Origin of the sequence: Methylobacterium sp. Leaf93, assembly GCF_001422345.1 — a bacterium.
Classification (GTDB): Bacteria; Pseudomonadota; Alphaproteobacteria; order Rhizobiales; family Beijerinckiaceae; genus Methylobacterium; species Methylobacterium bullatum.
The window spans coordinates 359,075-384,791 of the sequence record NZ_LMMS01000026.1; the positions used below are offsets into that span (position 1 = coordinate 359,075).

Consider the following 25,717-nt stretch of genomic DNA (forward strand, 5'->3'; position numbering starts at 1 on the left):
GATCAGAGAGACATGACGAACGATCGAAGTCGCGGCGCGGCTCTGGCTGCGCCTAGTAGCGGTGACGGTGAGGCGCAGGCGCGCGAGCCCTGGTACGACCGCCTGCTGCACGCCTTCCATCTCCGGCCGCGCGATTCGTTGCGCGACGACATCGAGGATGCGCTGGCCGAACCCGATTCGGGCGAGAACGTGTTCTCCCCCCTCGAGCGGGCCATGCTCAAGAACGTCCTCGGACTGCACAAGGTGCGGGTGGACGACGTGATGATCCCGCGCGCGGACATCGTCGCCGTCTCCATGGAGACGAGCCTCGGTGATCTGCTCAAGCTCTTCCGCACAGCCGGCCATTCGCGGCTCCCGGTCTACGGCGAGACCCTCGACGACCCGCGCGGCATGGTCCACATCCGCGATTTCGTCGATCACATCGCAGCGAAGGCCGAAGCGACCCCCCGTCGTCCGAGCGCCGCCGTGGCCAGCGCCCTCCCCGACACGTCGGGCGATGTCGCCGCCGTCGTGCCCCCACGCCCGCGCCGGAGTACCCGCGCGTTGAAGGCGCTGAACCTCGGCAACGTCGATCTCTCGGCGACCCTGGCATCGACCCGGATCCAGCGTCCCGTCCTGTTCGTTCCGCCGTCCATGCCCGCCATCGATCTTTTGGTGCGGATGCAGGCGACGCGCACGCACATGGCCCTCGTCATCGACGAATATGGCGGGACAGACGGGCTCATCTCCATCGAAGACCTCATCGAGATGGTGGTCGGTGATATCGAGGATGAGCACGACGTGGCCGAAGGGCACCTGGTTCAGCGCGTCGAGGGCGATGCCGACATGTTCATCGCCGATGCCCGCGCCGGACTGGCCGAGGTATCCGAGGTGAGCGGTGTCGATCTCGTCGCCGCGGTGGGCGAGATGGCCGAGGAGATCGACACGATCGGCGGCCTCATCGTCACGCTCGCCGGACGCGTTCCCTCGCGCGGCGAACTCATCACCGGGCCGGGCGACCTCGAATTTGAGGTGCTCGACGCCGACCCGCGCCGGGTGAAGCGGTTGCGGCTGCATCGCGGCCCGATGAAGATCGCCCCGCTCATACCCCTGGCCCTGCCGCCTCCGAGCAGCGGTCCGATCGCCGAAGCCTCGTAGCGCCTCGTTCCGGATCGAACGCCCCGGATCCTGCACAGGTTTTCGTCTCACATCAGCTTTTCCCGAAACGTGACGGTCGCGTCTCGGGCTGATGCCTCAGCCGGGATGACCCGAAGATGAGCTACGCCTTCGACGGTGCCGGGTCGCCCCAAGCGCCCGTGCGCGGAAGCGCGACGGGGCCGCTCGCTCACCTCGCGCAATGGATCATGCTCACCTCCGGCTGGCGCCGCCTGCTCGTAGCGGCCGCCGCGGGCGCCGTCGGCGCATTGGCGATGCCGCCCTTCGGCGCCCTGCCCGCCCTCGTCGTTTCGCTGAGCATCGCCGTCTGGCTGATAGACGGGGCGGCGACGGGGCGGCGGGGCAATCGCGGTGCCGTTATCGCCTGCGCGGTCATCGGCTGGGCCTGGGGCTTCGGCTATCTCACCGCGGGCCTATGGTGGCTCGGCTCCGCCTTCCTGGTGGAAGCCGACGAGTTCCTGTGGGCGCTGCCCCTCGGTGTCATCGGCCTGCCGGCCGTACTGGCGCTGTTCTATGCGGTGGGATTCGCGCTGGCGCGGCTCCTCTGGTCGCCTGGACTTTCGCGGATCGCCGCCCTCGCCATCGGCCTTTCCGCTTGCGAATGGTTGCGCGGCCACCTCTTCACCGGGTTTCCCTGGAACACGCTCGGCATGGCTCTGGGGCAGAACCTGTGGCTGATGCAATCCGCGTCGGCGATCGGGCTCTATGGACTCACGCTTCTGGCCGTCCTGATCGCAGCCGCGCCCGCCACCCTCGCCACGGGCGAGACGGCGCGCGGACGCTACGCTCCGGCGTTGGTCGCCTGTGCCGGACTCGCGGTGATGGCTCTCATCGGCGCCGCGCGCCTGCCCGCGACCCCCACGCCCACGGTGACGGGGGTACGTCTGCGGCTGGTGCAGCCGAACCTCAACCAGGACGCCAAGTTCCGGCCCGAGAACCGGGCGGACATCATCGACTGGTACATCGGCCTCAGTGACCGCGCCGCCGCCCCGGACCGGACCGGGATCGCCGACGTCACCCATGTGATCTGGCCGGAATCGGCGTTTCCCTTCCTGATCCAGCGCGATCCGGAATCCCTGGCCAGAATCGCCGCCGCCTTTCCGGCCGGGCGGCAACTCATCACCGGCGCCGCCCGCGCCGAGGAGACGTTGCCCAACGAACGCCCGCGCTTCTTCAACTCGATCCTGACGATTTCGTCCGGTCCGAAGCTCGGCGACATCTACGACAAGGTTCATCTCGTCCCGTTCGGCGAGTATCTGCCGGGTCCCCTCGACGCCGCCTTGAGGGCAGTGGGCCTGCGCCAGTTCGTATCGATCCCCGGCGGATTCACGCCTGGCAGCCGCTCCGGCCAGCGTCTCCTCGACGTGACGGGGCTCCCCCCCGTCGTCGCCACCATCTGCTACGAGGCGATCTTTCCCGGCGAGATCCTGCCCGGACACGCGCCCGACGGCCTGACGCCCGTTCCGGGGCTGATCCTGAACCTCACCAACGACGCCTGGTTCGGCGATACGCCGGGGCCGCGCCAGCACTTCGCCCAGGCCCGGCTGCGGGCCGTAGAGGAAGGATTGCCGCTGGTGCGCGACGCCAATACCGGCATCTCGGCGGTGGTCGATTCGTATGGGCGCATCACAGCGCGCCTGCCCGTGGGTGTCGAGGGCATCCTCGACGCGGATCTCCCCATCCGGTTGCCCGGCCGCACCCCCTATGCCGTTCTACGTGACCTGCCCTTCGCCGGGATGCTCGCCGGCCTCGGCCTCATCGCCCTCCTGGTAAGGCGCCGCATCGCGTGACCGATCCCACATTGCGCAACGCCCGCCCGGTCCTCGTCGGGCTCGGGATGATGCTGGTCGCGTTCAACATGCGCCCCGCTCTCACCAGCGTCGGCCCCCTGCTTGATTCCATCCGCGCCGAGACTGGCCTGACCGCCACGGGGGCGGCGTTCCTGACGACCTTGCCGGTCCTGTGCCTCGGTCTCGCCTGCGTGCTCGGCCCGGTCATGGTCCGCCGAACGGGGGCGGAGCGTGGTGTGCTGGTTGCGATCCTGGTCATCGCCCTCGGCTCGGCCCTGCGCGGGCTCGGAGGGCTCCCTCCCCTGTTTGCCGGGGCCTGTCTCGCGGCCGTCGGGATCGGCCTTGCCGGCGTTCTGTTGCCCGGATTGGTGAAGCGCGACTTTTCTGGGCAGGCCGGGTCGATGACCGGACTCTACACGATGGTCCTCTGCCTCGGCGCGGCGACGGGCGCCGGATCGGCGGTGCCCCTGGCCGATGCCTTCGGAGGCTGGACGCGGGCGATGGCGGTCTGGGCCGTGCCGGCCGTGGCGGCGGCCATCGCCTGGATCGTCTTCGTGCCCCACCGCGAGAAGGGGCCGCCGCCCACCCGCCGCCGCCCGCTCTGGCACGATTCCCTCGCCTGGCAGGTCACCGGTTTCATGGGCCTGCAATCGTCCCTTGCCTACATCACCTTCGGCTGGCTCCCGGTCGTGCTGCAGAGTCGTGGCCTGTCGGCGGTGGAGGCCGGATTTGTCACCTCGATCATGAGCATCGGACAGGCGCCGAGTGCCCTCCTCGTGCCGGCTTTCGCCGCGCGGCTGCGGGACCAGCGCGGCATTGCGATCGCCCTCCTCGCCCTCTCGGCAGCGAGTTTTATCGCCCTCGTCGATGGCCCTGTCGCCTTCGTTCTTCCCTTCGGCATCGGGCTGGGGCTGGGGATCGGCGGCCTGTTCGGTCTCGCCCTCACCATCGTGGTGCTGCGCGCTCGCGACGTGGTCGGCGCGGCCGATCTCTCGGCCATGTCCCAGGCGGTGGGCTATTCCATCGCCGCCCTCGGCCCATTGGGTTTTGGCTTGGTGCACGACCTGTTCGGAGGCTGGCGCGTCTCGGCCGGCCTGTTCTGCGCCATTGCCGTGGCGTCCGGAATTTTCGCCCTCGGCGCGGGCCGTGACCGGAAGGTCGGAGCGCCTCCCGCCGCGGAATGATCCCATAAAAAATCCCCGCGATCACGAGGATCGCGGGGAGGTCATGGCTCAGTCCGAATGACCGGAGCTTACTCGGCTGCGACGCGGTGGGCGTGGCTGCCGTCCGTGTAGGTCTCGGCCTGGAGACGCTTGCCCGGAGCCGCGCGGCCCGGAAGCGGCGGCAGGGCCTTGGCCTTCTCCAGATCGATGCCGGCACCTTCGGCGACGCGACGTCCGTAATCCTCGTCGGCATGCCAGAAGTGCCAGACCATCCGCAGCTGGATGGGCTCCGGGCACTGCTTCATGTCGCCGACGAGATTGGCGATCAGGTCGTCACGCTCCCAATCCTGGAATGAACGGTAGCGGACGCCGGCCTGGGCGTAATCGTCCTCGGTGCGCGAGGTCTGGTAGCGGCCGAGCTGGCCCTGGACCGGCTGGTGATAGTCCTTGGCGGGCTTCGGAGCTTCGCGCAGGCCCTCGACCAGGGTCGAGGGCTCGTAGTTGATGTGCCGGTTCGGACCGGTGCCGTCGACCGAATAGGTCATCTGGCCATCACGCTGGTTCGAATAGACCTTAACACCGGGCTGCGGCGCATTGATCGGCAGCTGCAGGTAGTTGGCACCGACGCGGTAACGTTGGGTGTCCGAGTAGGACAGCGTCCGGCCCTGGAGCATCTTGTCGTCCGAGAAGTCGATGCCGTCCACGAGCACACCGGTGCCGAAGGCCGACTGCTCGACTTCCGCGAAGAAGTTGTCCGGCACGCGGTCCAGCACCATGCGGCCCACGGGCAGAAGCGGGAAGTCCTCGACCGGCCAAAGCTTGGTGTCGTCGAGGGGATCGAACGACAGGTGGTCGTTCGGGCCGTCCGGCATGATCTGCACGCAGAATTCCCACTCGGGGAAGTTACCCTTGGAGATGTTGTCGTAGAGGTCGCGGGTCGCGTGACCGACATCCTTGGCCTGGATCTCGGAGGCCTGGGCCGAGGTCAGGTTGCGGATGCCCTGCTTGGGCTCCCAATGGAACTTGCAGAGCACGGCTTCGCCCTGGTCGTTGACCAGCTTGTAGGTGTTGACGCCCGAGCCCTCCATCTCGCGATAGTTGGCGGGAATGCCCCAGGGCGACTTCAGATGCGTCACCATGTGGATGGCTTCGGGGTGCTGGGCCACGAAGTCGAAGAAGCGCCATGGCTCCTGGCGGTTCGTCACCGGATCCGGCTTGAACGCATGGATCATGTCAGGGAACTTGATCGCGTCGCGGATGAAGAAGACCTTGAGGTTGTTACCCACGAGATCCCAATTGCCATCGACGGTCTTGAACTTAACCGCGAAGCCGCGCGGGTCGCGCTCGGTCTCGGGGCTCTCCTTGGCGCCGGCCACGGTGGAGAAGCGCACGAACATCGGCGTCTTCACGCCGGTCTCGTTCAGCACGCGAGCACGGGTATACTTGGAAGCCGGCTCGTTGCCAATCTTGCCATAGGCCTCGAAATAGCCATGGGCGCCGGCGCCGCGGGCATGGACGACGCGCTCGGGAATACGCTCACGGTCGAAATGAGTGATCTTCTCGATGAACTGATAGTTCTCGAGGGTCGCCGGTCCCCGCTCGCCGACCGTGCGCGTGCTCTGGTTGTCACGGACCGGATGGCCCTGGCGGGTGGTCAGTATCGGGCGTTGATCGCTCATGCGGGACTCTCTCCTGAAATGTCGGGACGATCCGGATCGGGCATGCGGCGCCGCTACGCCATCCTGGAATCGTTCTGAGACACCCTTATGAACCGCGCCGGATCGTTTGGCTAATGCATCGTCGCAAAGGCTGCGATAGATAGAGCCTATGAACGTATCGGGTCTGTCCCTCCGGGATCTGGAATATGCCGTGGCTGTGGCCGACGAGAGCCACTTCGGCCGGGCGGCCGAACGCTGCAACGTCAGTCAGCCCACGTTGAGTGTGCAGGTGCGCAAGCTCGAAGAGGCCCTGGGCGTCGTCCTGTTCGAGCGCGGCAACCGGCGGGTCATGCTGACACCGGCGGGACAGAGCATCGTCCGGCAGGCGCGCACGGTTCTGGCGGAGGCGCAACGCCTGCTGGCCCTGGCGAGCGAAGGGCGCGGCGCGCCGCTCACCGGCCGCCTCGTCCTCGCGGCGATCCAGACCCTTGGCCCCTACCTGTTCCCGCTCGTACTTCGGACGCTGCGACAGGAATTTCCCGTCCTGTCCCTGGCGCTGAGCGAGGCCAGGACCGCGGAGATCCTGGAAGGCCTGCGTGACGGGCGGATCGATGCCGCGTTGATCTCCCTGCCGGTACCGACCTCCGGGCTCACCGTCTCGCCGCTGTTCATCGAGCCGTTCCTGCTGGCCTGCCCCGCCGACCATGCCCTCGCACAGGGTGGGGCGTTGCGGGCGACGGATATCGCCGGGCCGGACCTGCTTCTCCTCGACGAAGGCAACTGCCTGCGCGATCAGGCGGTCGCCGCGTGCGGCGCCGGCTCGGCGGCCGGGCGCCACGCCACCTCCCTCGAGACTCTGCGCTCCATGGTGGCCGCCGGCGCAGGCTACACCCTCCTCCCCGCCCTCGCCGTACCGGCCGGGGCGGATGCCAGCGGCCTCACCGTGACGCGCAGCTTCGATGTGGATGGACCGGGCCGGACCATCGCCCTCGCTTGGCGGTCCAGCGATCCGCGCGCCGCCGGCCTGTCGCATCTGGCGGGCTTCTTCAGGGCGCATGCCCCCGCCGGGACCGCGGCGTTTCGCGACGATGCCGGGGCGAACCGTGACAGTGGCGCCGATCCGGTGTAACGGCGGGCACTTCCCAACTATCGGTTTCCCGTGCTCAGCCCGCGCTCCCTCGGCCTCTGGACGGCGCTCGTCGCCGCCTCGGCCGCCATCGCCTACGGCCTCACGCTGGCACAGTTCCCGGCGGCGCTCCTCCTGGGGCCGATGCTCGTGGCCATCGCCTTCGGGGTCGGCGGGGCGAGCCTGTCGCTGGCGCGGCCCGGGTTCCAGGCGGCGCAGGCCATCATCGGCTGCCTCGTCGCCAAGGCGGTCACCGCCGACATCGTCGGGACGCTCCTCGATGACGGATTGCTGATCCTCGCCGTGGTGCTCGTCACCGTGATGGCCGGCGCCCTCGTGGGCTGGGTATTGACCCGCCTGCGGATCCTTCCCGGCAGCACCGCCGCCTGGGGCTCCTCCCCCGGTGGGGCCGCCGCCATGACGGCCATGGCCGAGGAATACGGCGCGGACCCGCGCCTCGTCGCCTTCATGCAATACGTCCGCGTCGCCGCCGTCGTCCTCTCGGCCTCCGTGGTCGCCCGCATCCTTACCGATACGTCGAGCACCGCGAAGGCCGCTGCCCTGGCCGATACCGGCATCCTGCCCGTTCTCGCCACTCTCGCGGTCGCCGGGATCGGCGTCGCGCTGGCCCGGCTCCTGCGCCTGCCGGCGAGCGCCCTCGTCGGGCCGATGATCCTGGGCGCCGTCCTCCATGCCACGGGCCTCGTCTCGATGGCCCTGCCCGAACCGCTCCTCGACCTCGCCTATGCCTGTATCGGCTGGTATGTCGGTCTGCGCTTCACGGCGCAGACCTTGCGCGAGACATTCGCCGCCCTGCCGGGCATCCTCGTCGCCACTTTCGCCGTCATCGCCCTGTGCGGCGGCTGGGCGTACGGCCTCACCTTCCTGCTGCCGGTGGACTTCCTCACGGCGTTTCTCGCCACCAGTCCGGGCGGGCTCGATTCCGTGGCGATCATCGCGGTGGGCTCCAAGGCCGACGTGTCCTTCGTCCTGGCCGTGCAGACCCTGCGCCTGTTCGTGGTGCTCCTCACCGGCCCGCTTCTCGCGAAATGGATCGCCCGCGGCGCTCCCGCGGATCGCTGACCCCATGCACGCGCTCTATCTCGCCTTCCTCAATTCCTGGCGCGGCCTCGTCTTCGGCGCCCGGACCGAACGGGCACTGCGCCTTGAACTCGTCCTGCTGGTGATCGGAATTCCCGCCGCGTTGCTGATGGGGTCGACGCTCTGGGTTCGCGTGGCACTGCTGGCGAGCCTGCTCGCGATGCTGGCGGCGGAGTTTCTGAATACGGCGATCGAGAAGCTCTGCGACCACCTCCACCCCGATCGCCATGTCAGGATCGGCGTCGTGAAGGACCTCGCCTCCGCGGGCGCCTTCATGGCGCAGGCTCTGGTGGCCCTGGTGTGGCTGGCGGCCGCCATCGACAGGTTCTGCTAAAGCCGTCGCTCCCTCGCCATCTCCGCGACGGGCGGCGCCTTGTCCCACCGGGCCGGGGGATCGCCCCTCGCTTCTTCCGTCCCACGGGCGTATCCCGAAGCTCATCCGACACCGATCCCAGACCTGCGACGGAGCACGCGTCTCCTTGACCGACTACATCCGCAAGATCCTCACCGCCCGCGTCTACGACGTCGCCATCGAGAGCCCGCTCGATCCCATGCCGCGCATGTCCGCGCGTCTGGGGCGCCCGGTCCTGCTCAAGCGCGAGGACCTGCAGCCGGTCTTCTCGTTCAAGCTGCGCGGCGCCTACAACAAGATGTCGGGTCTCTCGTCCGAGGTGCTGGCGCGCGGGGTCGTCTGCGCCTCGGCGGGAAACCATGCCCAGGGCGTTGCTCTCGCGGCGGCTCGGCTCACCGTGCGTGCCGTCATCGTGATGCCGCGCACGACCCCCGCCATCAAGGTCGATGCCTGCCGCGCGCGCGGGGCCGAGGTCGTGCTGTTCGGCGATACGTTCGACGAGGCGCTCGGCCATGCCCGCCAGTTGGAAGGCGAGCAGGGGCTCACCTTCCTCCACCCGTTCGACGATCCCGATGTGATCGCCGGCCAGGGCACCATCGGCATGGAGATCCTGACCCAGCATTCCGGACCGATCGAGGCGATCTTCGTGCCGGTCGGGGGCGGCGGTCTCGCCGCCGGCATCGCGACCTTCGTGAAGTACCTGCGGCCCGAGACCAAGGTCATCGGCGTCGAGCCGGACGATGCCGCCTGCATGGCGGCGGCCCTGGCCGCCGACGAGCGTGTCGTGCTGCCGACCGTAGGATTGTTCGCCGACGGCGTCGCCGTGCGCCAGGCCGGCGAGGAGACCTTCCGCCTCTGCCGCGAGCATCTCGACGGGGTCATCACCGTGGATACCGACGCCATGTGCGCGGCGGTCAAGGACATCTTCGACGATACCCGCGCGGTCTCCGAGCCCTCCGGCGCGCTGGCTCTGGCCGGTGCGAAGGTCTACGCGGCGCGCGAGGGCGGCTCGGCCGGGACGCTGGTGGCGATCTCGTCGGGAGCCAACCTCAATTTCGATCGTCTGCGCCACATTGCCGAGCGTGCCGAGATCGGCGAGCAGCGCGAGGCGCTCCTCGGCGTTACGATCCCCGAGCGCGCGGGCGCCTATCGCGCGTTCATCCGCCATCTCGGCCCGCGTGCGATCACCGAGTTCAACTACCGCTACGCGCCCTCCGCCGAGGCGCAGATTTTCGTGGGCATCAACCTGCCCGGCGGGATCCCGGAAAAGCGCGATCTCATCGCCGGCCTTCGGGCCGACGGCTACAGCGTGGTCGATCTCAGCGACAACGAGATGGCCAAGGTTCACATCCGCTACATGGTCGGCGGCCGTTCGGCCGAACTCGCCGACGAGCGCATCTACCGGTTCCAGTTTCCGGAGCGGCCGGGCGCCCTCCTGCGATTCCTCGACGGCCTCGCGGACGGGTTCAACATCACCCTGTTCCACTACCGTAACCACGGAGCCGATTACGGCCGGGTGCTCGCCGGGATCAGCGTGCCCGCCGAAGAGCGCCAGCGTTTCGACGCCGCCCTGGATGCTCTCGGATACCCCTGCGTCGATGAGACGGACAATCTCGCGTACCGCCTGTTCCTGGCGACAGGAGAGGTCGCCCGGCCGGAAATCGCTGCCTCCGAGGCCGCTTCCGCCCATTGAGCATTGTCGGTGATGCTTGTCCCGGCCTTCCCTCATGGAGGCCGGGCAATGCCGAAACAGCATTTTTCGAGCATGAAAAGTACGCAGCCCCGCCCCAAAGGAACGTTTTCTAAATTTGTCATAGGATAATTTGCACCCCAGTTTATCGAGGGGCTTCCGTTCTTATGTCTATCGTTAGCAGTCTCAATGTCCGCCTGCCCGTCATCATCGTGGGGTTGGCGATGGTCAGCACCGCCGTCATGGGCAGCCTGAGCTGGTACTCAGCCAAGTCCGGCTTGATCTCCGCCGTGCAGGAACGGCTGGAATTCGCCGCCACGGCCCGCAAGATCGGCCTGGAACTGATCGCCGATCGGGCACGCGGCGATCTGGTGGCCACCGCCGGCAACAATCAGGTTTCGAGCAATGTCGGCGATCTGGTCGAGTCTCTCGATCCGGCGAAGGCCGATTATGCCGGCCTCGTGCAGGCCTTCACCAGCCCGACGACCGCGCAGGAACGCATGGCGGTCGAGGGCACCGGCACCATGTATGGCCGTCGCCATGCGAAAGTGCAGGAAGTGGCGCGCAAGCTCGTGGAGCGTCCCGGCTATGCCGACCTTCTCTTCGTCGATGAAGAAGGGCGCATCGTCTACACCACCACGAAGGGTGCGGATTTCACCCATAACCTGTCGGAGCCGGAGCTTCAGAAGACCGGCCTCGCCAAACTCATCGAGCGCCTGAAGACCGCTGAGCCCGATACGGTTCTGACGCAGGACTTCACTGCCTATCCCGCCGATTCCGGTCCCTCCGCCTTCCTCGGTCGCGGCATCTACCGTCGCGCCAACGTCGCCATGGGAACCGGGCAGGCCGCCTCGCGGATCGGCTTTCTCGTGCTGCGCGTGACGCCCGCCCTGTTCGACGCCTCGCTGTCCGAGCGAAACGGCCTGGGTGCCACCGGACAGGTGATGGCCGTCGGCTCCGATGGCCTGCTGCGCGGCAACCCGCCCCTGAACGCATCCGCGAAGGCGGGCATGCCCGTCGCGACGACGGGTCTCGATGCCGAGAACCTGAAGTCCGGCAAGCCCTTCGTCTACGGCAGCGGCGACAAGGCCCGCCTGGCCGCCACCGCCTCGATCTCGATGCTGGGTTCGCCCTGGACCATCGTCGCCGAGCAGGCCCAGGGCGAGGCGCTCCATTCCGTGGATAGCCTGACGAAGTCGCTGCTCATGTCGGCTCTCGCGGTTCTCGCTGCCACCGCTCTTCTCGGCCTGCTCTTCGCCCGCAGCATCGTCCGGCCCCTCGGCGCCCTCGCTCGTGCCCTCCAGGCCTTGGCTCGCCGCGAGATCCTCGAAGAGGTTCCCGGCAGCCGTCGTGCCGACGAGATCGGCGACATCGCCCGCGCCGTCGTCACCATCCGCGACATTTCGCTGGAAGATGCGGCTCAGCAGCTTCGCACCACCGAGGCCTCCCGCATGCGCGCGGAGATCGAGCGCCGCGCCCTGCTCAACGAACTCGCCGACAATTTCGAGCGCTCCGTCGGCCGTATCGTGGATGGCGTGTCGTCCGCCTCGGCGAGCCTGCACGATGCGTCGAACAGCATGACCATGACGGTGGACGGCACGGTCAGCCGTTCGACGTCGGTCGCCGCCACCGCCCACCAGACCGCCGGCAACGTCAACGCGGTGGCCGCCGCCGCCGAGGAGCTCGGCGCGACGGTGCAGGAGATCGGACGTCAGGTCGAGCAGGCCGCCGACATGTCCCGCTCCGCCGTCGAGGAAGCAAGCCGTACCGCGGAGACCATGCGCACGCTGTCGGTCGCCGCAACGCGCATCGGTGACGTGGTCGGCATGGTCCAGCAGATCGCATCGCAGACCAACCTGCTGGCCCTCAACGCGACCATCGAAGCCGCGCGTGCGGGCGAAGCCGGACGCGGGTTCGCCGTCGTGGCGGCCGAGGTGAAGAGCCTCGCCGAGCAGACCTCCCGCGCCACGGCCGAAATCCACCAGCAGGTGGAGGCGATCCAGGGCGCGACCAACGGCGCGTCGGGCGCGATCCAGGGCATCGTCTCGCGGATCGAGAGCATGAGCATGGTCACCAGCAGCATCGCCGCGGCCGTGGAGGAGCAGAGCCTCACGACGCAGGAGATCGTCCGCAACATGGGGCAGGCTTCGGCCGGTACCGGCGCCATGACCACGGATATCGAGGAGGTCGCCCGCTCGGCGGCCGAGGCCGGCACCTCCGCCGGCCGGGTCCTGACGGCCTCGGAAGATCTGTCGACCCAGTCCGACAGCCTGCGTTCGGAAGTCGGTCAATTCCTCGCGACGGTGCGGGCCGCCTGACCCGTCATGGGCCTCCCGCGTCGCCCGAGGGTTGACGCGGGAGGCCCGGCACGTCCAAAGCCGGCCCCATTCCTGGAGGCCAGCCGATGCCGCCGTTGCTCGCCCTGCCCTTTCCCGCCATCGATCCGGTGGCGGTGGCGATCGGCCCGATCACGATCAAGTGGTACGCCCTGTCCTACATCGCCGGCCTCGTCGGCGGTTGGTTCTATGCCCGCCGGCTGGTGGCGGCGGACCGGTTCTGGGGTGTCGTGCGGCGGCCGAGCCTCAACGATATCGACGACCTCATCGTCTGGGTCGCCCTCGGCGTCGTCCTCGGCGGCCGCATCGGCTACGTCCTGTTCTACAATTTGCCGCTCTATCTCGACGATCCCCTCGAGATCCTGGCGATCCGCAACGGCGGCATGTCCTTCCACGGCGGCTTTCTCGGTGCCGTCCTGGCCATGGTGCTGTTCGCCCGCTCGCGAAAACTGTCTCCCTATACCCTTCTCGATCTCGCCGCCGTCGTCGTTCCCATCGGCCTGTTCTTCGGTCGCATCGCCAATTTCGTGAACGGCGAGCTGTGGGGGCGGATCGCCCCGGATTTCGCCTACGCGGTGGTGTTTCCCTCGGGCGGCCCGCTGGCGCGGCACCCGAGCCAGCTCTACGAGGCGGCCACGGAGGGGGCTCTCCTGTTCGTGGTGATGGCCATCGCCGTCCGCGCCTTCGGCTTCCGCAAGCCGGGCCTCCTCGGCGGACTCTTCGTCCTCGGCTACGCGCTCGCCCGCACGTTCTGCGAGTTTTTTCGTGAACCCGACCGGCAGCTTGGATACCTCTTCGGTACCGGGGACTGGCGCTATGGCGGTATCACCATGGGGATGCTGCTCTGCGTGCCGATGGCCCTGATCGGCATCGCCTATATCGTCCTCGCCGCCCGCGGCGTGACGCAGCCGCGCCCTGAACAGGCGGAGACCGTACGGGCCGACGCAGCGTGACCACGCCGCTCTTCGCCGAGATCCGCGACGAAATCGTCGAGACCGGCCCCATCGGCATCGCCCGTTACATGGCGCTCTGCCTCGGACATCCGGTCCACGGCTATTACCGCAGCCGCGATCCGCTCGGCGCCCGTGGCGATTTCGTCACCGCGCCCGAGATCAGCCAGATGTTCGGCGAGTTGATCGGTATCTGGATCGCCCTGACATGGGCTGCCATGGGCGGACCGAGCCACCTCGTCCTGGCGGAACTCGGCCCCGGTCGCGGCACGCTGATGGCCGACGCCCTGCGGGCCTTGAACCGCGCGGCACCCGATTGGAAGCCCGCCATTCACCTCGTCGAGACCAGCCCCGTTCTTCGGGCGGCGCAGGCGTCCCGCCTCGCCGTCGTTTCACCCACGTGGCACGATGGCATCGAGACCCTGCCCGATGGGCCGATGATCGTCATCGCCAACGAGTTCTTCGACGCCCTCCCCGTTCGCCAGTTCCTGAGGACGGAGCGCGGCTGGTGCGAACGCCTCGTCGGCCTCTCTCCGGATGGCGGTCGCCTCGCCTTCGGTCTCGCGGCGGAGCCCGACCGGGAAATCGCGGTCCAGGCGCCGGTCGGGGCGCTGATGACCGTTCCCGGACCGGCCCTCGACATCGTGCGGAGCTTGAGCCGCCGGATCGTCACTCAGGGCGGCGCGCTCCTGGCCATCGATTACGGCCATGTGCGGCCTGGATTCGGCGATACGCTCCAGGCGGTATCCGCCCATCGCTTCACCGATCCGCTGCTGGCTCCCGGCGAGGCGGATCTGACGACCCATGTCGATTTCGCTGCCCTCGGGAGGGCCGCGATCGGCGAGGGAGCCCGAGTCGATGGTCCCTTGGACCAGCGGGGGTTCCTCCTGAACCTGGGCCTGCGTGAGCGCGCGGATCGCCTGAAGGGCGTGGCGAGCCAAGCACAGGCCGAAGCGGTCGACGCCGCCTTCCATCGCCTGACCGCGTCGGAAAAAAGAGGAATGGGCAGCCTGTTCCAGGCCATCGGGATCGCTGATCCAAGACTGGCCGCTCTCAGCGGTTTCGCCTCGGCCTAAGACCGCGATCTTCATGGCTTGGCCGCCGGGATCGAGGCGCTGAGCACGGCGACCCGGAAGGTCGCGCGCACGGTCCCATAAGGCCGTTCAGGGTACGCAATTGATCGGCGATACGATCTCGGCGTTGCGCGACCACGCTCGGGGTGCCGGCGACGCGGTCGCGCAGGTGCTCGACGCAACGAGGACCTCGAACAGATGCGGCGGGAGGTGGCGGTGGTCATCGCGCCTATCCGTCCCGGTCGAACGGCTTCGCTCTCTCGCGCCGAACCTCCTCCGGCTCGTATTGCCGAACGCTCGCGATGGCATTTGCCCGGCCGAGGATTTGCCGTGATGACGCCTGACGCATAAGAACATTCGCCACGACGCACCGTGTGGCGACGAAGCGAGGGCCAAGCGCATGAAGGTTGTCGATCTCGACCGGGAGACGATCAAGCGGGGACTCGACGATCGCTCGATCCTGCTCATCGACGTGCGGGAGCCTCACGAATATGCGGCGGGGCACATTCCGGGTTCCGTCCCCCACCCCCTGTCGACCTTCGACACGCGCACCTTGTCGGCTCTGATCGCCGAGGACGGGCGTCGGCCGGTCTTCTCCTGCGCGGCCGGTGTCCGTTCGGTCCACGCTCTGGCCGCTGCCCAATCCGCCGGGATCCCGGTGGAGGAGCATTACGTCGGTGGGTTCAAGGACTGGTATCTTGCCGGGGAAACAGTCGAATCCTGAACATTCCACGTCTCAATCCCATAGCTCCACGGGCTATGTGCGGCAGCGCACGACATCACGGGAACGGTGCCTTTAGCTCGCAGGGCGCAGGGAAAAGCAACATGATCAAGCGTCCGCTATCCGGATGGTCGTCCGCGATCCTCCTGTCCGCCGTCTTTCTGTCCTTCGCCTCTCCGGTTTCCGCCCAGGCGCCCGGCGGTCCGCCTCCGAAGGTGACCACGGCCAAGCCGGTGGTGCGCGAGATCGTCGAGACCGATGTCTATACGGGCCGGTTCGATCCCGTTGAGATCGTCGACGTCCGAGCGCGGGTCACAGGCTACCTCGAGAAGGTCAATTTCGTGGACGGCGCCACGGTGAAGAAGGGCGACTTACTCTTCGTCATCGACCGTCGCCCCTACAAGGCCGCCCTCGACCAGGCCAAAGCCGCCCTCACCTCCGCCCAGGCCGGACTGACCTTCTCCCAGACCGACCTCGAACGCGCTCAGACCCTGAGCCGTTCCGGCAACATCTCCGAGCAGGTGACGGACCAGCGCCGCCAGGCCTCGCAGACTGCGCAGGCCAATGTGGACAGCGCCGATGCGCAGTTGCGCCAGGCGCAGCTCAATTACGACTTCACCGAAGTCCGCGCGCCGATCTCGGGCCGTATCAGCCAGCGCCTCGTCACCGAGGGCAACATCGTCATCACCGACCAGACCCAGCTGACGACCATCGTCTCCCTGGATCCCATCTATTTCGGCTTCACCGTGGATGAGCGCTCTTTCCTGAAGTACCAGGGCAGCCTCGGCATCGGCATGGGCCAGACCCAGAAGGGCAAGGGCGTTCCGATCCTGATCGCCCTGACCAACGAGACCAAGCCGACCCGCAAGGGCACCCTCGACTTCGTGGACAACCGCGTCGACAACGCCACCGGTACGGTGCTGCTGCGCGCCACCGTCGAGAACCCGGACGGCTTCATCAAGCCGGGCCTGTTCGGCATCGTCTCGCTCCCGGCGACGAAGCCCTTCCAGGGCATCCTCCTCCCCGACGAGGCCATCTCTGCGAACCAGGACAAGCGCATCGTCTACATCGTCGCCGACGATGGCTCGGTGAGCACCCGCGACGTGAAGCTCGGGCCGAAGGTCGATGGTTACCGGGTGATCCGCGAAGGCCTGAAAGGCGACGAGAACGTCGTCGTCAACGGCCTGTCCCGCGTCCGCCCAGGCGCCAAGGTGACGGCCGAGGCGAGCACGCTGCCGCCGAGCCGCAGCTGACGCACAACCCATTCTAGACCGGACCCGCCGGTTTCCGCCTTCCGTTTCAGGGGCGTGACATCCGGCGGGTCCGTGACGGCGAACGAAGAAACATTCCCGCAGAGGTGGCCCAGGGCGCCTATGTGGCGAGAGGTTTGACCGATGCGCTTTGCCCACTTCTTCGTAGATCGGCCGATCTTCGCGTCGGTGACGTCGATCATCTTCCTGATCCTCGGCTACGTCTCCTACGAGTCGCTGCCCGTCGCGCAATATCCGGAAATCGTTCCGCCGACTGTCGTCGTGCGCGCCTCCTATCCGGGCGCCAACGCCGAAACGGTGGCGGCGACGATCGCGACGCCGATCGAGCAGGAGGTGAACGGCGTCGACAACATGCTCTACATGACGTCGTTGTCGACCAACGACGGCAACATGCAGCTGACCGTTACCTTCAAGGTCGGCACCAACCTCGATATCGCCAACGTGCTGGTGCAGAACCGTCTCTCGGTGGCACAGCCGCGCCTGCCGCCCGACGTGCGCAACCTCGGCGTCACCGTGCGCAAGTCATCGCCCGATCTGATGATGGTCGTGCACCTGCTGTCCCCGGACAACACCTACGACCAGAACTACCTTTCGAACTACATCTACCTGCGTATTCGCGACGAGCTGCTGCGCCTTGATGGCGTCGGCGACATCACGGTGTTCGGCGGTAGTGAATACGCTCTCCGTATCTGGCTCGATCCGAACAAGCTGTCCGCCTACGGGCTCTCGACCACCGATGTCATATCGGCCCTGCAAGAGCAGAACGTCCAGGTCGCCTCGGGCGCCCTCGGCGCCCCGCCGGCGCCGAAGGACAATGCCTTCCAGCTCGTCGTTCAGTCCCAGGGTCGCTTCCAAACCCCGGAAGAGTTCACCGAGGTCATCGTCAAGGCCAGCGACGGCCGCCTCGTGCGGGTGAAGGATATCGCCCGCACCGAGATGGGCCAGAAGGACTACACCACGCAGTCCTTCCTGAACGGGACCCCCGCCGTCGGCGTCGGCGTGTTCCAGCGTCCGGGCACCAACGCCCTCGAAGCCGCCACACAGGTGCGGGCGACGATGGAGACGATCAAGAAGAGCTTCCCACCAGGGGTCCAGTACCGGATCGCGTACAACCCCACGGAGTTCATCGAGGAATCGGTCCACGAGGTCTACAAGACCCTGTTCGAAGCCGTGGCCCTCGTGGTCATCGTGGTCATCGTCTTTCTGCAGAGCTGGCGCACGGCGCTGATCCCGGTGATCGCGATCCCGGTCTCGCTGATCGGCACCTTCGCGGCGATGGAAGCCTTCGGCTTCTCCATCAACAATCTCACCCTGTTCGGACTCGTTCTCGCCATCGGCATCGTCGTCGACGACGCGATCGTGGTGGTGGAGAATGTCGAGCGGAACATGGCGGAGGGGCTCTCGCCCGGAGACGCCGCGCACAAGACCATGGACGAGGTGGGCGGCGCGGTGCTGGCCATCGCCCTCGTCCTGTCGGCGGTGTTCATCCCCACCGCCTTCATCCCCGGCATCTCGGGGCAGTTCTACAAGCAGTTCGCGCTCACCATTGCGGCATCGACCATCATCTCGATGTTCAACTCGCTGACGCTGTCACCGGCGCTCTGCAAGCTGCTGCTCAAGCCCCACCACGAACACGCCAAGCCGAAGTTCTTCCTGACCCGGTTCGTCGCCTGGCTCGCCGACTTGTTCAATCGGGGCTTCGACAAGCTGTCGCATGGCTACGCCGCCACGATCCAATTCCTGACTGGCCGCATGATCGGCCTGCTCGGCATGATGGTGGTCTACGCCGCGATCATCGCCGGCACGCTGCATGTGGCCACGACGACGCCCACGGGCTTCATCCCGCAGCAGGACCAGGGTTACCTCATCGGCGTCGTGCAGCTGCCGGCAGGCTCGGCCTTGGAGCGCACCACCGCCGTTGTGCGGCGGGCCGCCGACATGGCCCTAAAGGTCGATGGCGTCGCCGATGCTGTCATCATCTCGGGCTTCGACGGGGCGACCTTCACCAACACCACGAACGGCGCCGTGATGTTCCTGGTCCTGAAGGGGGCAAAGGAGCGCGCTACGACGGGCAGAACGGCGGCTGCGATCACCGGCGATGTGTTCAAGGCCACCGCCTCGATCCAGGAGGCCCGCGTCCTGTTCATCCCACCACCACCGGTCCGCGGCCTCGGCACCGGCGGTGGCTTCAAGATGCAGATCGAGAACCGCCAAAGCTCCGCCATCGCTCCGCTGCTGGCCGCCACGAACGAGATCCTCGGTCAGGCGAACCAGAGCAGCGACGTCCAGCGGGTGTTCACGACCTTCGGCAACGACACGCCTCAGCTCTTCATCGACATCGATCGCACGATGGCGCGGATGCTGAACGTGCCGCTGGCTTCGGTCTTCGCCACCCTTCAGACCAATCTCGGCGGCGCATACATCAACGACTTCAACACGTTCGGCCGCATCTACCAGGTGCGCGCGCAGGCCGATGCCGCCTTCCGCCTGGAGAAGCGCGACATCGAGCAGCTCAAGGTCCGTTCCTCCACCGGCGCTCTGGTGCCCATGGGGACACTGGCCTCGATCCGCGAGATCAGCGGGCCGCAGATCGTGCAGCGGTTCAACCTGTTCTATTCGGTGCCGATCCAGGGCGATGCCAAGCCCGGCGTGTCGACCGGCCAGGCGCTCACGGCGATGGAGAAGATCGCCCAGTCCCTGCCGGAGGGCTACGCCTACGATTGGACCGAGATCGCCTTCCAGCAGAAGGCGACGGGCAACACTGCGATCTACGTCTTCGGTCTCGGCGTGCTCCTCGTCTTCCTGGTGCTGGCGGCGCAGTACGAATCCTGGGCGCTGCCGCTGGCGATCATCCTCGTCGTCCCGACGGGCGTGCTCTCGGCCCTGGGCGCGGTCCAGTTCAGGGGGCAGGACAACAACATCCTGACCCAGATCGGACTGATCGTGCTCATCGGTCTGGCGGCGAAGAACGCGATCCTGATCGTGGAGTTCGCTCACCAGCTCGAAGAGACGGAGAGGAAGGGGCCGGTCGCCGCCGCTGTGGAAGCCTGTCGCCTTCGCCTGCGCCCCATCCTGATGACGGCCTTCGCCTTCATCCTCGGTACGGTGCCCCTCGTCATCGCCACCGGTCCCGGCGCGGAGATGCGTCAGGCCCTGGGCACCGCGGTCTGTTTCGGCATGATCGGCGCGACCTTCTTCGGCCTGTTCCTGACCCCGGTCTTCTACGTGGCGATCCGCAACATCCTGATCTGGTTCGCCAAGAAGCGCGGCAAGGATCCGCATGGCGGCACACCCGACAAGCACGATCCCCACGCGACGCCGACGCACGCGTGACGACGACAGGCTCCGGCGCGAGATGTCCGCGCCGGAGCCACGGAAAAGGGGTTGCACATGGGGGACCGTGAAGCTAAGACCCCTCAGCCCTTCACGGGGCGTCGAAGCGTAGCGCGGCCCGGTCAGCGCATCGGTCTCAGGACCGGTAACCGGAGCGGCATCCTACGTGATCGACGAGTTCAGAGCGGTTCTTGACGGAGTATAGCGCAGCCCGGTAGCGCACCTGTCTGGGGGACAGGGGGTCGCAGGTTCAAGTCCTGCTACTCCGACCATTAAAACGCGGTGACATCGGCATATCAGCAGATGTCCTCCGCTCTGACGTTCAAGGCCGGGGCGCGCTGTCCCCGGCCTTTTTCGTTTTTCCGGGCTGACCTCGGTGCAGTCGGCGACCGTCCCGCTCCGCGGCGTGCGTCAGGCCGCCGTCCTGCTGAAGGTCGCGCCGATGGTCTCGTCGCTCCGCCAGACGACGCGGCAGACCTCGATGCCTTCGATACACGCCGAATGCAGGATGAAGGTGTCGGGGACCAGGGCTGTTTCCGGAAGGATGAGCCGAACGCCGGAGGCGGAGATATCGTAGATGATGCAGGGAAGCGTCGTGTGTTCGTCTATGGCGATGAGGCCGGCCTCGTCCTTACGCCGCCGCTCATCGATCCGACGTTCATTCATGACCACCTCGCATCTTCCGTTATCCCGAGAATGGTCAGGGGTCTGCGAAAGAACCGGGAGCGAGATCCGTCAAATGCAACGGATCGGGCTTCGAATCGGCATATCCGCGGCTTCAGAAGAAGATCGGCCGCGCTGCCGCGTGATGTTCCGCCAGGATCGAATCCGTGGCCGGATCGATCTCCATGAGCACCGCGTCGTAGCCCCAGAGATCGGCCAGATGCTGCAGGACGTGGCGGGCATCCTCCGCCTGAAGCGTGATCCGGTTCAGCGCCTTGTGGTGGACGATGAGGCGGCGATCGCCTTCCAGATCGACGTCGACCACCTCGATATCGGGATCGAGCCAGGCGACGTCGTACTGCCTCGCGAATGAGCGGCGCAGCTTCCGATAGCCGCGCTCGTCATGGATCGCCTCCACGCGCAACTCCGCCTCGTCGGGATTGTCCACCACGTGGAAGAGCCGCATGTCGCGCATGAGCTTGGGGCTGAGGAACTGGGCGATGAAGCTCTCGTCGCGGTAGTTCGCCCAGATGTCGCGCAGGGTCGCCATGGCATCGCCCGTGCCGGCGATCTCGGGGAACCATTCGCGATCCTCCTGCGTCGGTTGCTCCACGATGCGGGCGATGTCCTGCATCATGGCGAAGCCGATGGCATAGGGATTGTGCCCGCCATAGCCGCGCTCGTTGTAGTTCGGCTGGCGAACGACATTGGTGTGCGACTGCAGGAATTCGAGATAGGCCGCCTCGCCGATCAGCCCCTTCTCCGAGAGCGAGTTCATGATCCGGTAGTGGCAATAGGTGGCGCAGCCCTCGTTCATCACCTTGGTCTGGCGCTGGGGATAGAAATACTGCGCCACAAGGCGGACGATCCGCAGGATCTCGCGCTGCCACGGACGCAGGCGCGGGGCTGCCTTTTCGAGGAAGTAGAGCAGGTTCTCCTGGGGCAGTTCGAGCAGGGCTTTGCGCCGCTCCAGGGCGGCGTCCGGCCGGAGTCCCGCACTCTTCTGCGGCAGGGTGCGCCACAGGTCGTTGTAGATCTGCTCGCCATGCTCGGCCCGCTCGCGTTCGCGCCGCTGCTCCGAGGCGAGGTCCGGCCGCTTCTTGCGCGGATAGCGGTGGACGCCCTGACTCATCAGGGCGTGGGCGGCGTCGAGCACCTGCTCCACCGCCTGATGACCGTAGCGTTCCTCGCAGCGGGTGATGAAACCCTTGGCGAAATCGAGGTAATCGAGGATGCCCTCGGCATCGGTCCATTGCTTGAACAGGTAGTTGTTCTTGAAGAAATGGTTGTGACCGAAGGCGGCGTGCGCGATCACCAGGGTCTGCATCGTCGCCGTGTTCTCCTCCATGATGTAGGAGATGCACGGATCCGAGTTGATGACGATCTCGTAGGCGAGGCCCATCATCCCGCGGCGATAGCCGGCCTCGTGCTGCGCGAAGTGCTTCCCGAACGACCAGTGCTTGTAGAATAGCGGCATGCCGATGGAGGCATAGGCGTCGAGCATCTGCTCCGCCGTGATGATCTCGATCTGGTTCGGATACCAGGACAGGCCGAGTTCCTCGCCAGCGATCTTTTCGCAGGCATCGTGGATGCGGCGGATCGTGTCGAAATCCCAGTCGTTGCCGGAAAACAGAGGTGTCTGGCCGCCCGACATCGTCGGCGATGCGGGGAAATGGAGGTTCGTGACCATCGTCGTCCTTCTCTCCGAGCGTTCCGGCTCTCCTCCCCTCCCCCTCGCGCGCGGGAGGAAGGGTTCACCTCATCGTGCCAACTCGTCCCAAAACCGGCTCCCCGGCTTCGGGCCGATGCCGGAGCGTCAAGCCTCCGCTTCGGCGCGCGCGTCCTTGCGCCCGAACAATTCGCGGAAGACCGGGTAGATGTCGCGGCGATGGTTGACCTTGCGCATGGCGATGGCGCCGCCGGATTTGGCCAGAGCCTCGTAGGTGCGCCACAGGGTGGTGCGGTGCTCGACGAAGCCGGCGCGGGGGCCGTTCTCGTCGCCGACTTCGAGATAGGCGAAGTGCTGGCAGGCGGGCAGGATATGGGCGCGCAGGAGTTCGGTGGAGGTCGGGCCATCGCTCGACACATTGTCCCCGTCCGAGGCCTGGGCCGCGTAAATGTTCCAGTCGTTGGGGTCGTAGCGCTCGGTGATGACGCGCTTCATCTCCACCAGCGCCGACGACACCAGGGTGCCGCCCGTCTCGCGCGAGCCGAAGAACGTCTCCTCGTCCACCTCCGTCGCCTTGTCGGTGTGGCGAATGAAGACGATCTCCACGTGCCGGTAGCGCCGCGTCAGGAAGATGTGGAGCAGGATGTAGAAGCGCTTGGCGAGATCCTTCATGTGCTCGGTCATCGAGCCCGACACGTCCATGAGGCAGAACATCACCGCCTGGGCGATGGGGCGCGGATAGGGCTCGAAGCGGCGATAGCGCAGGTCGATCGGATCGACATAGGGAATTCGCCTGGTGCGTTCGCGCAGGGCCTCCAGGGCGAGCCTCATGTCGGGGAGGCGGGGGTCGCCGAGATCGGCCTCGGCGATGCGGCCTTCGAGTTCCGCGATCTCCTCCGGCTTTGGGCGTTTGAGCGCGATGCGCCGCGACATGGAATTGCGCAGGGTGCGGGTGAGCGCGAGGTTGGCGGGCGAGCCTGACACTGTGTAGCCGGCGCGCCGCAGGCCTTCGGTCTCCACGATCGAGAGGCGGCGCTTGGCCAGATCCGGCAGTTCGAGGTCTTCGAGGAACAGTTCGAGGAACTCCTCCCGCGTCAGCACGAAGTGGAACGCATCCTCGCTGTTCTCGGAGCCCTCCCCGCCCTGGCCGGAGCCCTTGCCCCCGCCGCCGCCCTGCGGGCGCTCGATACGGTCCCCTTCCACATAGGTCTTGTTGCCGGGCAGGATGTAGTCCTGCAGGCCGGTGCCGGATTGGCGGCTGAAGCGGGGCTCGCGCACGCCGTCTCCGGGAACCGTGACGCGCCCGTCCTTGCCGAGATCCTTGATATCCTTCTCGCGAGCGGATTCGCGCACGGCGCGCTGGGCCATGTCCTTGACCCGGCGCAGGAAGCGCTGGCGATTTGGAAGGCTCTTGCCTCCGGGATTCAACCGACGGTCAACGATGTGCATCCGGTGCTTTCGTCCTCGCCCTCAAGACCCTGGCCCCTGAGACCCTGGCAGGTTCGACGGTCGTGTCCGGCAGGCACCGCAATGCCCGCCGGCCCTCAGCAGGTTTCGCAGAAGTGGCCCCGGTTCTGCGATCAAAACCTGCGACACATCAAAGAGCTGAGCAGGGCGAAGCGTTGGCTTGCCAACGCGAACCTGCTTAGCCCGCGACCGGACGTGTCGCCGTCCTAACCCGCCTGCTTCACCCGCATGTACCATTCCACCAGACGGCGAACTTGCCGCTCGGTATAGCCTCGCGCGATCATGCGATCGACGAACTCACCGTGCTTCTTCTCCGTCTCGCCGTCCTTCTTGGAACCAAAGGAGATGACCGGAAGCAGTTCCTCCACTTGGCTGAACATCCGCCGCTCGATCACCTCGCGCAGTTTCTCGTAGGACGTCCAGGACGGGTTGCGCCCGCCATGCTGAGCCCGCGAGCGAAGGGCGAACTTGACGACCTCGTTGCGGAAATCCTTCGGGTTGGCGATGCCGGCCGGCTTCTCGATCTTGGTGAGCTCCTGGTTCAGGAGTTCACGGTTGAGGAGCTGCCCGGTCTCGGAATCCTTGAAGTCCTGATCCTCGATCCAGGCATCGGCGTAGTCGATGTAACGGTCGAACAGGTTCTGGCCGTAATCGTGATAGGATTCGAGATAGGCCTTCTGGATCTCATGGCCGATGAACTCGGCATAGCGCGGCGCGAGTTCGGTCTTGATGAACTCGATATAGCGCTTCTCGGTCTCCGGCGGCAGCTGCTCGCGGCGCAGGGACTGTTCCAGCGTGTACATGAGATGGACGGGGTCGGCCGAGACTTCCGTCGTGTCGTGGTTGAACGTGGCCGCCATCACCTTGAAGGCGAAGCGGGTGGAGATACCGTCCATCCCCTCGTCGACGCCGGCGGCGTCCTTGTATTCCTGCATCGAGCGGGCGCGGGGATCGACCTCGCGCAGGGACTCGCCGTCATAGACGCGCATCTTCGAGAACGCGTTGGAATTGGCGTGCTCGCGCAGGCGGGAGAGCACGGAGAAGCGCGCCAGCATTTCGAGCGTGCCGGGGGCGCAGGCCGCGTCCGCGAGTTCGGAGCCCGAGACCAGCTTCTCGTAGATCCGCTGCTCTTCGGTCACCCGCAAGCAGTAGGGCACCTTGATGACGTAGATACGGTCGATGAACGCTTCGTTGTTCTTATTGGTCTTGAAGGTCTGCCACTCGGATTCGTTCGAGTGCGCCAGAATGATGCCGGTGAACGGGATCGCGCCGATGTTCTCGGTGCCGACGTAATTGCCCTCCTGCGTCGCCGTGAGCAGGGGGTGGAGCATCTTGATCGGCGCCTTGAACATCTCGACGAATTCGAGGACGCCCTGGTTCGCCCGGTTGAGGCCGCCGGAATAGGAGTAGGCGTCCGGATCCGCCTGGGACAGGGTCTCGAGGCGGCGGATGTCGACCTTGCCGACGAGGGACGAGATGTCCTGGTTGTTCTCGTCGCCGGGCTCGGTCTTGGCGATGCCGATCTGGCGCAGGCGCGAGGGCCGGACCTTGATCACCTTGAACTGCGAGATGTCGCCGTTGAACTCGTCGAGACGCTTCAAGGCCCAGGGGCTCATCAGGCCGGTGAGGCGACGGCGCGGAATGCCGTAGCGTTCCTGGATCTCGGCGCCCATCACCTCGGGGTCGAACAATCCGAGGGGGCTCTCGAAGACCGGCGAGACCTCGTTGCCGGCCTTCAGGACGTAGATGGGGTGGACCTCCATCAGGGCCTTGAGGCGTTCGGCGAGGGACGACTTGCCGCCGCCGACGGGGCCGAGGAGGTAGAGGATCTGCTTGCGCTCCTCCAAGCCCTGAGCCGCGTGGCGGAAGAACGAGACGATCCGCTCGATCGTCTCCTCCATGCCGTAGAACTCGGAGAAGGCGGGATAAACCCGGATCGTCCGGTTCATGAACACCCGGCCGAGACGGGCGTCCTTGGCGGTGTCCACGAATTCCGGCTTGCCGATCGCGTCGAGGATACGCTCGGCCGCGGTGGCATACATGAGGGGCTCGTCCCGGCACGCCTCCATGAACTCGGAAAGGCTCATCTCCGTATCGCGGCGGGCCTCGTAACCGCGGGCAAAGCTCTGGAACAGGTCGTTCGTCGATGGCATTGGCATCCCGATCCCTTCACGACTGACGCAGCTTCATCCTGTCTCG

Annotated in this window: 18 protein-coding genes and 1 tRNA gene; 14 read left to right on the top strand and 5 right to left on the bottom strand. The window is 66.6% G+C overall.

The genetic code is table 11. The annotated features are described in order from the left end of the window. Positions 1 to 12 precede the first annotated feature (12 nt). From ASF26_RS15430 to ASF26_RS15440, 3 genes are all read left to right on the top strand, one after another. Positions 13 to 1,137 carry a hemolysin family protein gene (locus tag ASF26_RS15430; protein ID WP_056255624.1) on the top strand — a complete coding sequence of 375 codons (1,125 nt, stop codon included), beginning with the start codon at positions 13 to 15 and terminating at the stop codon, positions 1,135 to 1,137. A 116-nt stretch (positions 1,138 to 1,253) separates the two neighbouring features. Further along, a complete protein-coding gene (gene lnt, locus ASF26_RS15435; protein ID WP_156463005.1) occupies positions 1,254 to 2,945 on the top strand; it encodes an apolipoprotein N-acyltransferase in 1,692 nt (563 codons plus the stop codon). Next, on the top strand, positions 2,942 to 4,129 hold the full coding sequence (locus ASF26_RS15440; RefSeq protein WP_244475947.1) for an MFS transporter: 1,188 nt from the start codon (positions 2,942 to 2,944) through the stop codon (positions 4,127 to 4,129). The genes lnt and ASF26_RS15440 overlap by 4 nt, the downstream gene beginning before the upstream one ends. A 68-nt stretch (positions 4,130 to 4,197) precedes the next feature. Here the strand turns inward: ASF26_RS15440 and ASF26_RS15445 are convergent, their stop codons facing one another. Continuing rightward, entirely contained in the window at positions 4,198 to 5,787 is a 1,590-nt protein-coding gene (locus ASF26_RS15445) for a catalase (protein WP_056255626.1), read from the bottom strand. A gap of 148 nt (positions 5,788 to 5,935) precedes the next feature. Between ASF26_RS15445 and ASF26_RS15450 the strand changes: the two genes are divergently transcribed. From ASF26_RS15450 to ASF26_RS15500, 11 genes are all read left to right on the top strand, one after another. Further along, the gene (locus ASF26_RS15450) at positions 5,936 to 6,895 is read left to right on the top strand and encodes a LysR substrate-binding domain-containing protein (RefSeq protein WP_056145884.1); all 960 of its coding nucleotides are present in this window, start codon (positions 5,936 to 5,938) and stop codon (positions 6,893 to 6,895) included. Between the two features lie 30 nt (positions 6,896 to 6,925). Next, positions 6,926 to 7,975, top strand: a complete 1,050-nt coding sequence (locus tag ASF26_RS15455) for an AbrB family transcriptional regulator (RefSeq protein ID WP_056255628.1) — start codon at positions 6,926 to 6,928, stop codon at positions 7,973 to 7,975. Between the two features lie 4 nt (positions 7,976 to 7,979). After that, on the top strand, positions 7,980 to 8,327 hold the full coding sequence (locus tag ASF26_RS15460) for a diacylglycerol kinase (RefSeq protein WP_056255630.1): 348 nt from the start codon (positions 7,980 to 7,982) through the stop codon (positions 8,325 to 8,327). 103 nt (positions 8,328 to 8,430) lie between these two features. After that, the gene (gene ilvA / locus ASF26_RS15465) at positions 8,431 to 10,038 is read left to right on the top strand and encodes a threonine ammonia-lyase, biosynthetic (RefSeq protein WP_274534497.1); all 1,608 of its coding nucleotides are present in this window, start codon (positions 8,431 to 8,433) and stop codon (positions 10,036 to 10,038) included. A gap of 164 nt (positions 10,039 to 10,202) precedes the next feature. Next, on the top strand, positions 10,203 to 12,353 hold the full coding sequence (locus ASF26_RS15470; RefSeq protein ID WP_056255633.1) for a methyl-accepting chemotaxis protein: 2,151 nt from the start codon (positions 10,203 to 10,205) through the stop codon (positions 12,351 to 12,353). Positions 12,354 to 12,439: 86 nt separating this feature from the next. Beyond that, positions 12,440 to 13,324 carry a prolipoprotein diacylglyceryl transferase gene (gene lgt / locus ASF26_RS15475; protein ID WP_018042337.1) on the top strand — a complete coding sequence of 295 codons (885 nt, stop codon included), beginning with the start codon at positions 12,440 to 12,442 and terminating at the stop codon, positions 13,322 to 13,324. Next, a complete protein-coding gene (locus ASF26_RS15480; RefSeq protein ID WP_056255635.1) occupies positions 13,321 to 14,397 on the top strand; it encodes an SAM-dependent methyltransferase in 1,077 nt (358 codons plus the stop codon). Before lgt ends, ASF26_RS15480 begins: the two co-directional genes overlap by 4 nt. Positions 14,398 to 14,794: 397 nt before the next feature. Further along, positions 14,795 to 15,118 (top strand): rhodanese-like domain-containing protein, encoded by a 324-nt coding sequence (locus tag ASF26_RS15485; RefSeq protein ID WP_056255638.1) that lies wholly within the window; start codon positions 14,795 to 14,797, stop codon positions 15,116 to 15,118. A gap of 101 nt (positions 15,119 to 15,219) precedes the next feature. After that, positions 15,220 to 16,368, top strand: a complete 1,149-nt coding sequence (locus ASF26_RS15490; protein WP_056255640.1) for an efflux RND transporter periplasmic adaptor subunit — start codon at positions 15,220 to 15,222, stop codon at positions 16,366 to 16,368. A 141-nt stretch (positions 16,369 to 16,509) separates the two neighbouring features. Beyond that, a complete protein-coding gene (locus ASF26_RS15495; RefSeq protein WP_056255642.1) occupies positions 16,510 to 19,719 on the top strand; it encodes a multidrug efflux RND transporter permease subunit in 3,210 nt (1,069 codons plus the stop codon). 195 nt (positions 19,720 to 19,914) lie between these two features. Then, positions 19,915 to 19,991 (top strand) — tRNA-Pro (locus tag ASF26_RS15500). A gap of 139 nt (positions 19,992 to 20,130) precedes the next feature. Here ASF26_RS15500 and ASF26_RS15505 read toward each other — a convergent pair. From ASF26_RS15505 to ASF26_RS15520, 4 genes are all read right to left on the bottom strand, one after another. Further along, positions 20,131 to 20,385, bottom strand: a complete 255-nt coding sequence (locus ASF26_RS15505) for a PilZ domain-containing protein (RefSeq protein ID WP_056255644.1) — start codon at positions 20,383 to 20,385, stop codon at positions 20,131 to 20,133. Positions 20,386 to 20,497: 112 nt separating this feature from the next. Beyond that, the gene (locus tag ASF26_RS15510; RefSeq protein WP_056145860.1) at positions 20,498 to 22,072 is read right to left on the bottom strand and encodes a SpoVR family protein; all 1,575 of its coding nucleotides are present in this window, start codon (positions 22,070 to 22,072) and stop codon (positions 20,498 to 20,500) included. Between the two features lie 126 nt (positions 22,073 to 22,198). Next, complete coding sequence (locus tag ASF26_RS15515) at positions 22,199 to 23,500, bottom strand: YeaH/YhbH family protein (protein WP_056255646.1); 1,302 nt, start codon at positions 23,498 to 23,500, stop codon at positions 22,199 to 22,201. Between the two features lie 224 nt (positions 23,501 to 23,724). Then, the gene (locus tag ASF26_RS15520; protein ID WP_056255648.1) at positions 23,725 to 25,677 is read right to left on the bottom strand and encodes a PrkA family serine protein kinase; all 1,953 of its coding nucleotides are present in this window, start codon (positions 25,675 to 25,677) and stop codon (positions 23,725 to 23,727) included. Between the last annotated feature and the right edge of the window lie 40 nt (positions 25,678 to 25,717).

Coding starts and splice junctions, on each gene's coding strand:
- ASF26_RS15430 (WP_056255624.1), top strand. CDS start 13: ATGACGAACGATCGAAGTCGCGGCGCGGCTCTGGCTGCGCCTAGTAGC.
- lnt (WP_156463005.1), top strand. CDS start 1,254: ATGAGCTACGCCTTCGACGGTGCCGGGTCGCCCCAAGCGCCCGTGCGC.
- ASF26_RS15445 (WP_056255626.1), bottom strand. CDS start 5,787: ATGAGCGATCAACGCCCGATACTGACCACCCGCCAGGGCCATCCGGTC.
- ASF26_RS15450 (WP_056145884.1), top strand. CDS start 5,936: ATGAACGTATCGGGTCTGTCCCTCCGGGATCTGGAATATGCCGTGGCT.
- ASF26_RS15460 (WP_056255630.1), top strand. CDS start 7,980: ATGCACGCGCTCTATCTCGCCTTCCTCAATTCCTGGCGCGGCCTCGTC.
- ASF26_RS15470 (WP_056255633.1), top strand. CDS start 10,203: ATGTCTATCGTTAGCAGTCTCAATGTCCGCCTGCCCGTCATCATCGTG.
- lgt (WP_018042337.1), top strand. CDS start 12,440: ATGCCGCCGTTGCTCGCCCTGCCCTTTCCCGCCATCGATCCGGTGGCG.
- ASF26_RS15485 (WP_056255638.1), top strand. CDS start 14,795: ATGAAGGTTGTCGATCTCGACCGGGAGACGATCAAGCGGGGACTCGAC.
- ASF26_RS15490 (WP_056255640.1), top strand. CDS start 15,220: ATGATCAAGCGTCCGCTATCCGGATGGTCGTCCGCGATCCTCCTGTCC.
- ASF26_RS15495 (WP_056255642.1), top strand. CDS start 16,510: ATGCGCTTTGCCCACTTCTTCGTAGATCGGCCGATCTTCGCGTCGGTG.
- ASF26_RS15505 (WP_056255644.1), bottom strand. CDS start 20,385: ATGAATGAACGTCGGATCGATGAGCGGCGGCGTAAGGACGAGGCCGGC.
- ASF26_RS15510 (WP_056145860.1), bottom strand. CDS start 22,072: ATGGTCACGAACCTCCATTTCCCCGCATCGCCGACGATGTCGGGCGGC.
- ASF26_RS15515 (WP_056255646.1), bottom strand. CDS start 23,500: ATGCACATCGTTGACCGTCGGTTGAATCCCGGAGGCAAGAGCCTTCCA.
- ASF26_RS15520 (WP_056255648.1), bottom strand. CDS start 25,677: ATGCCAATGCCATCGACGAACGACCTGTTCCAGAGCTTTGCCCGCGGT.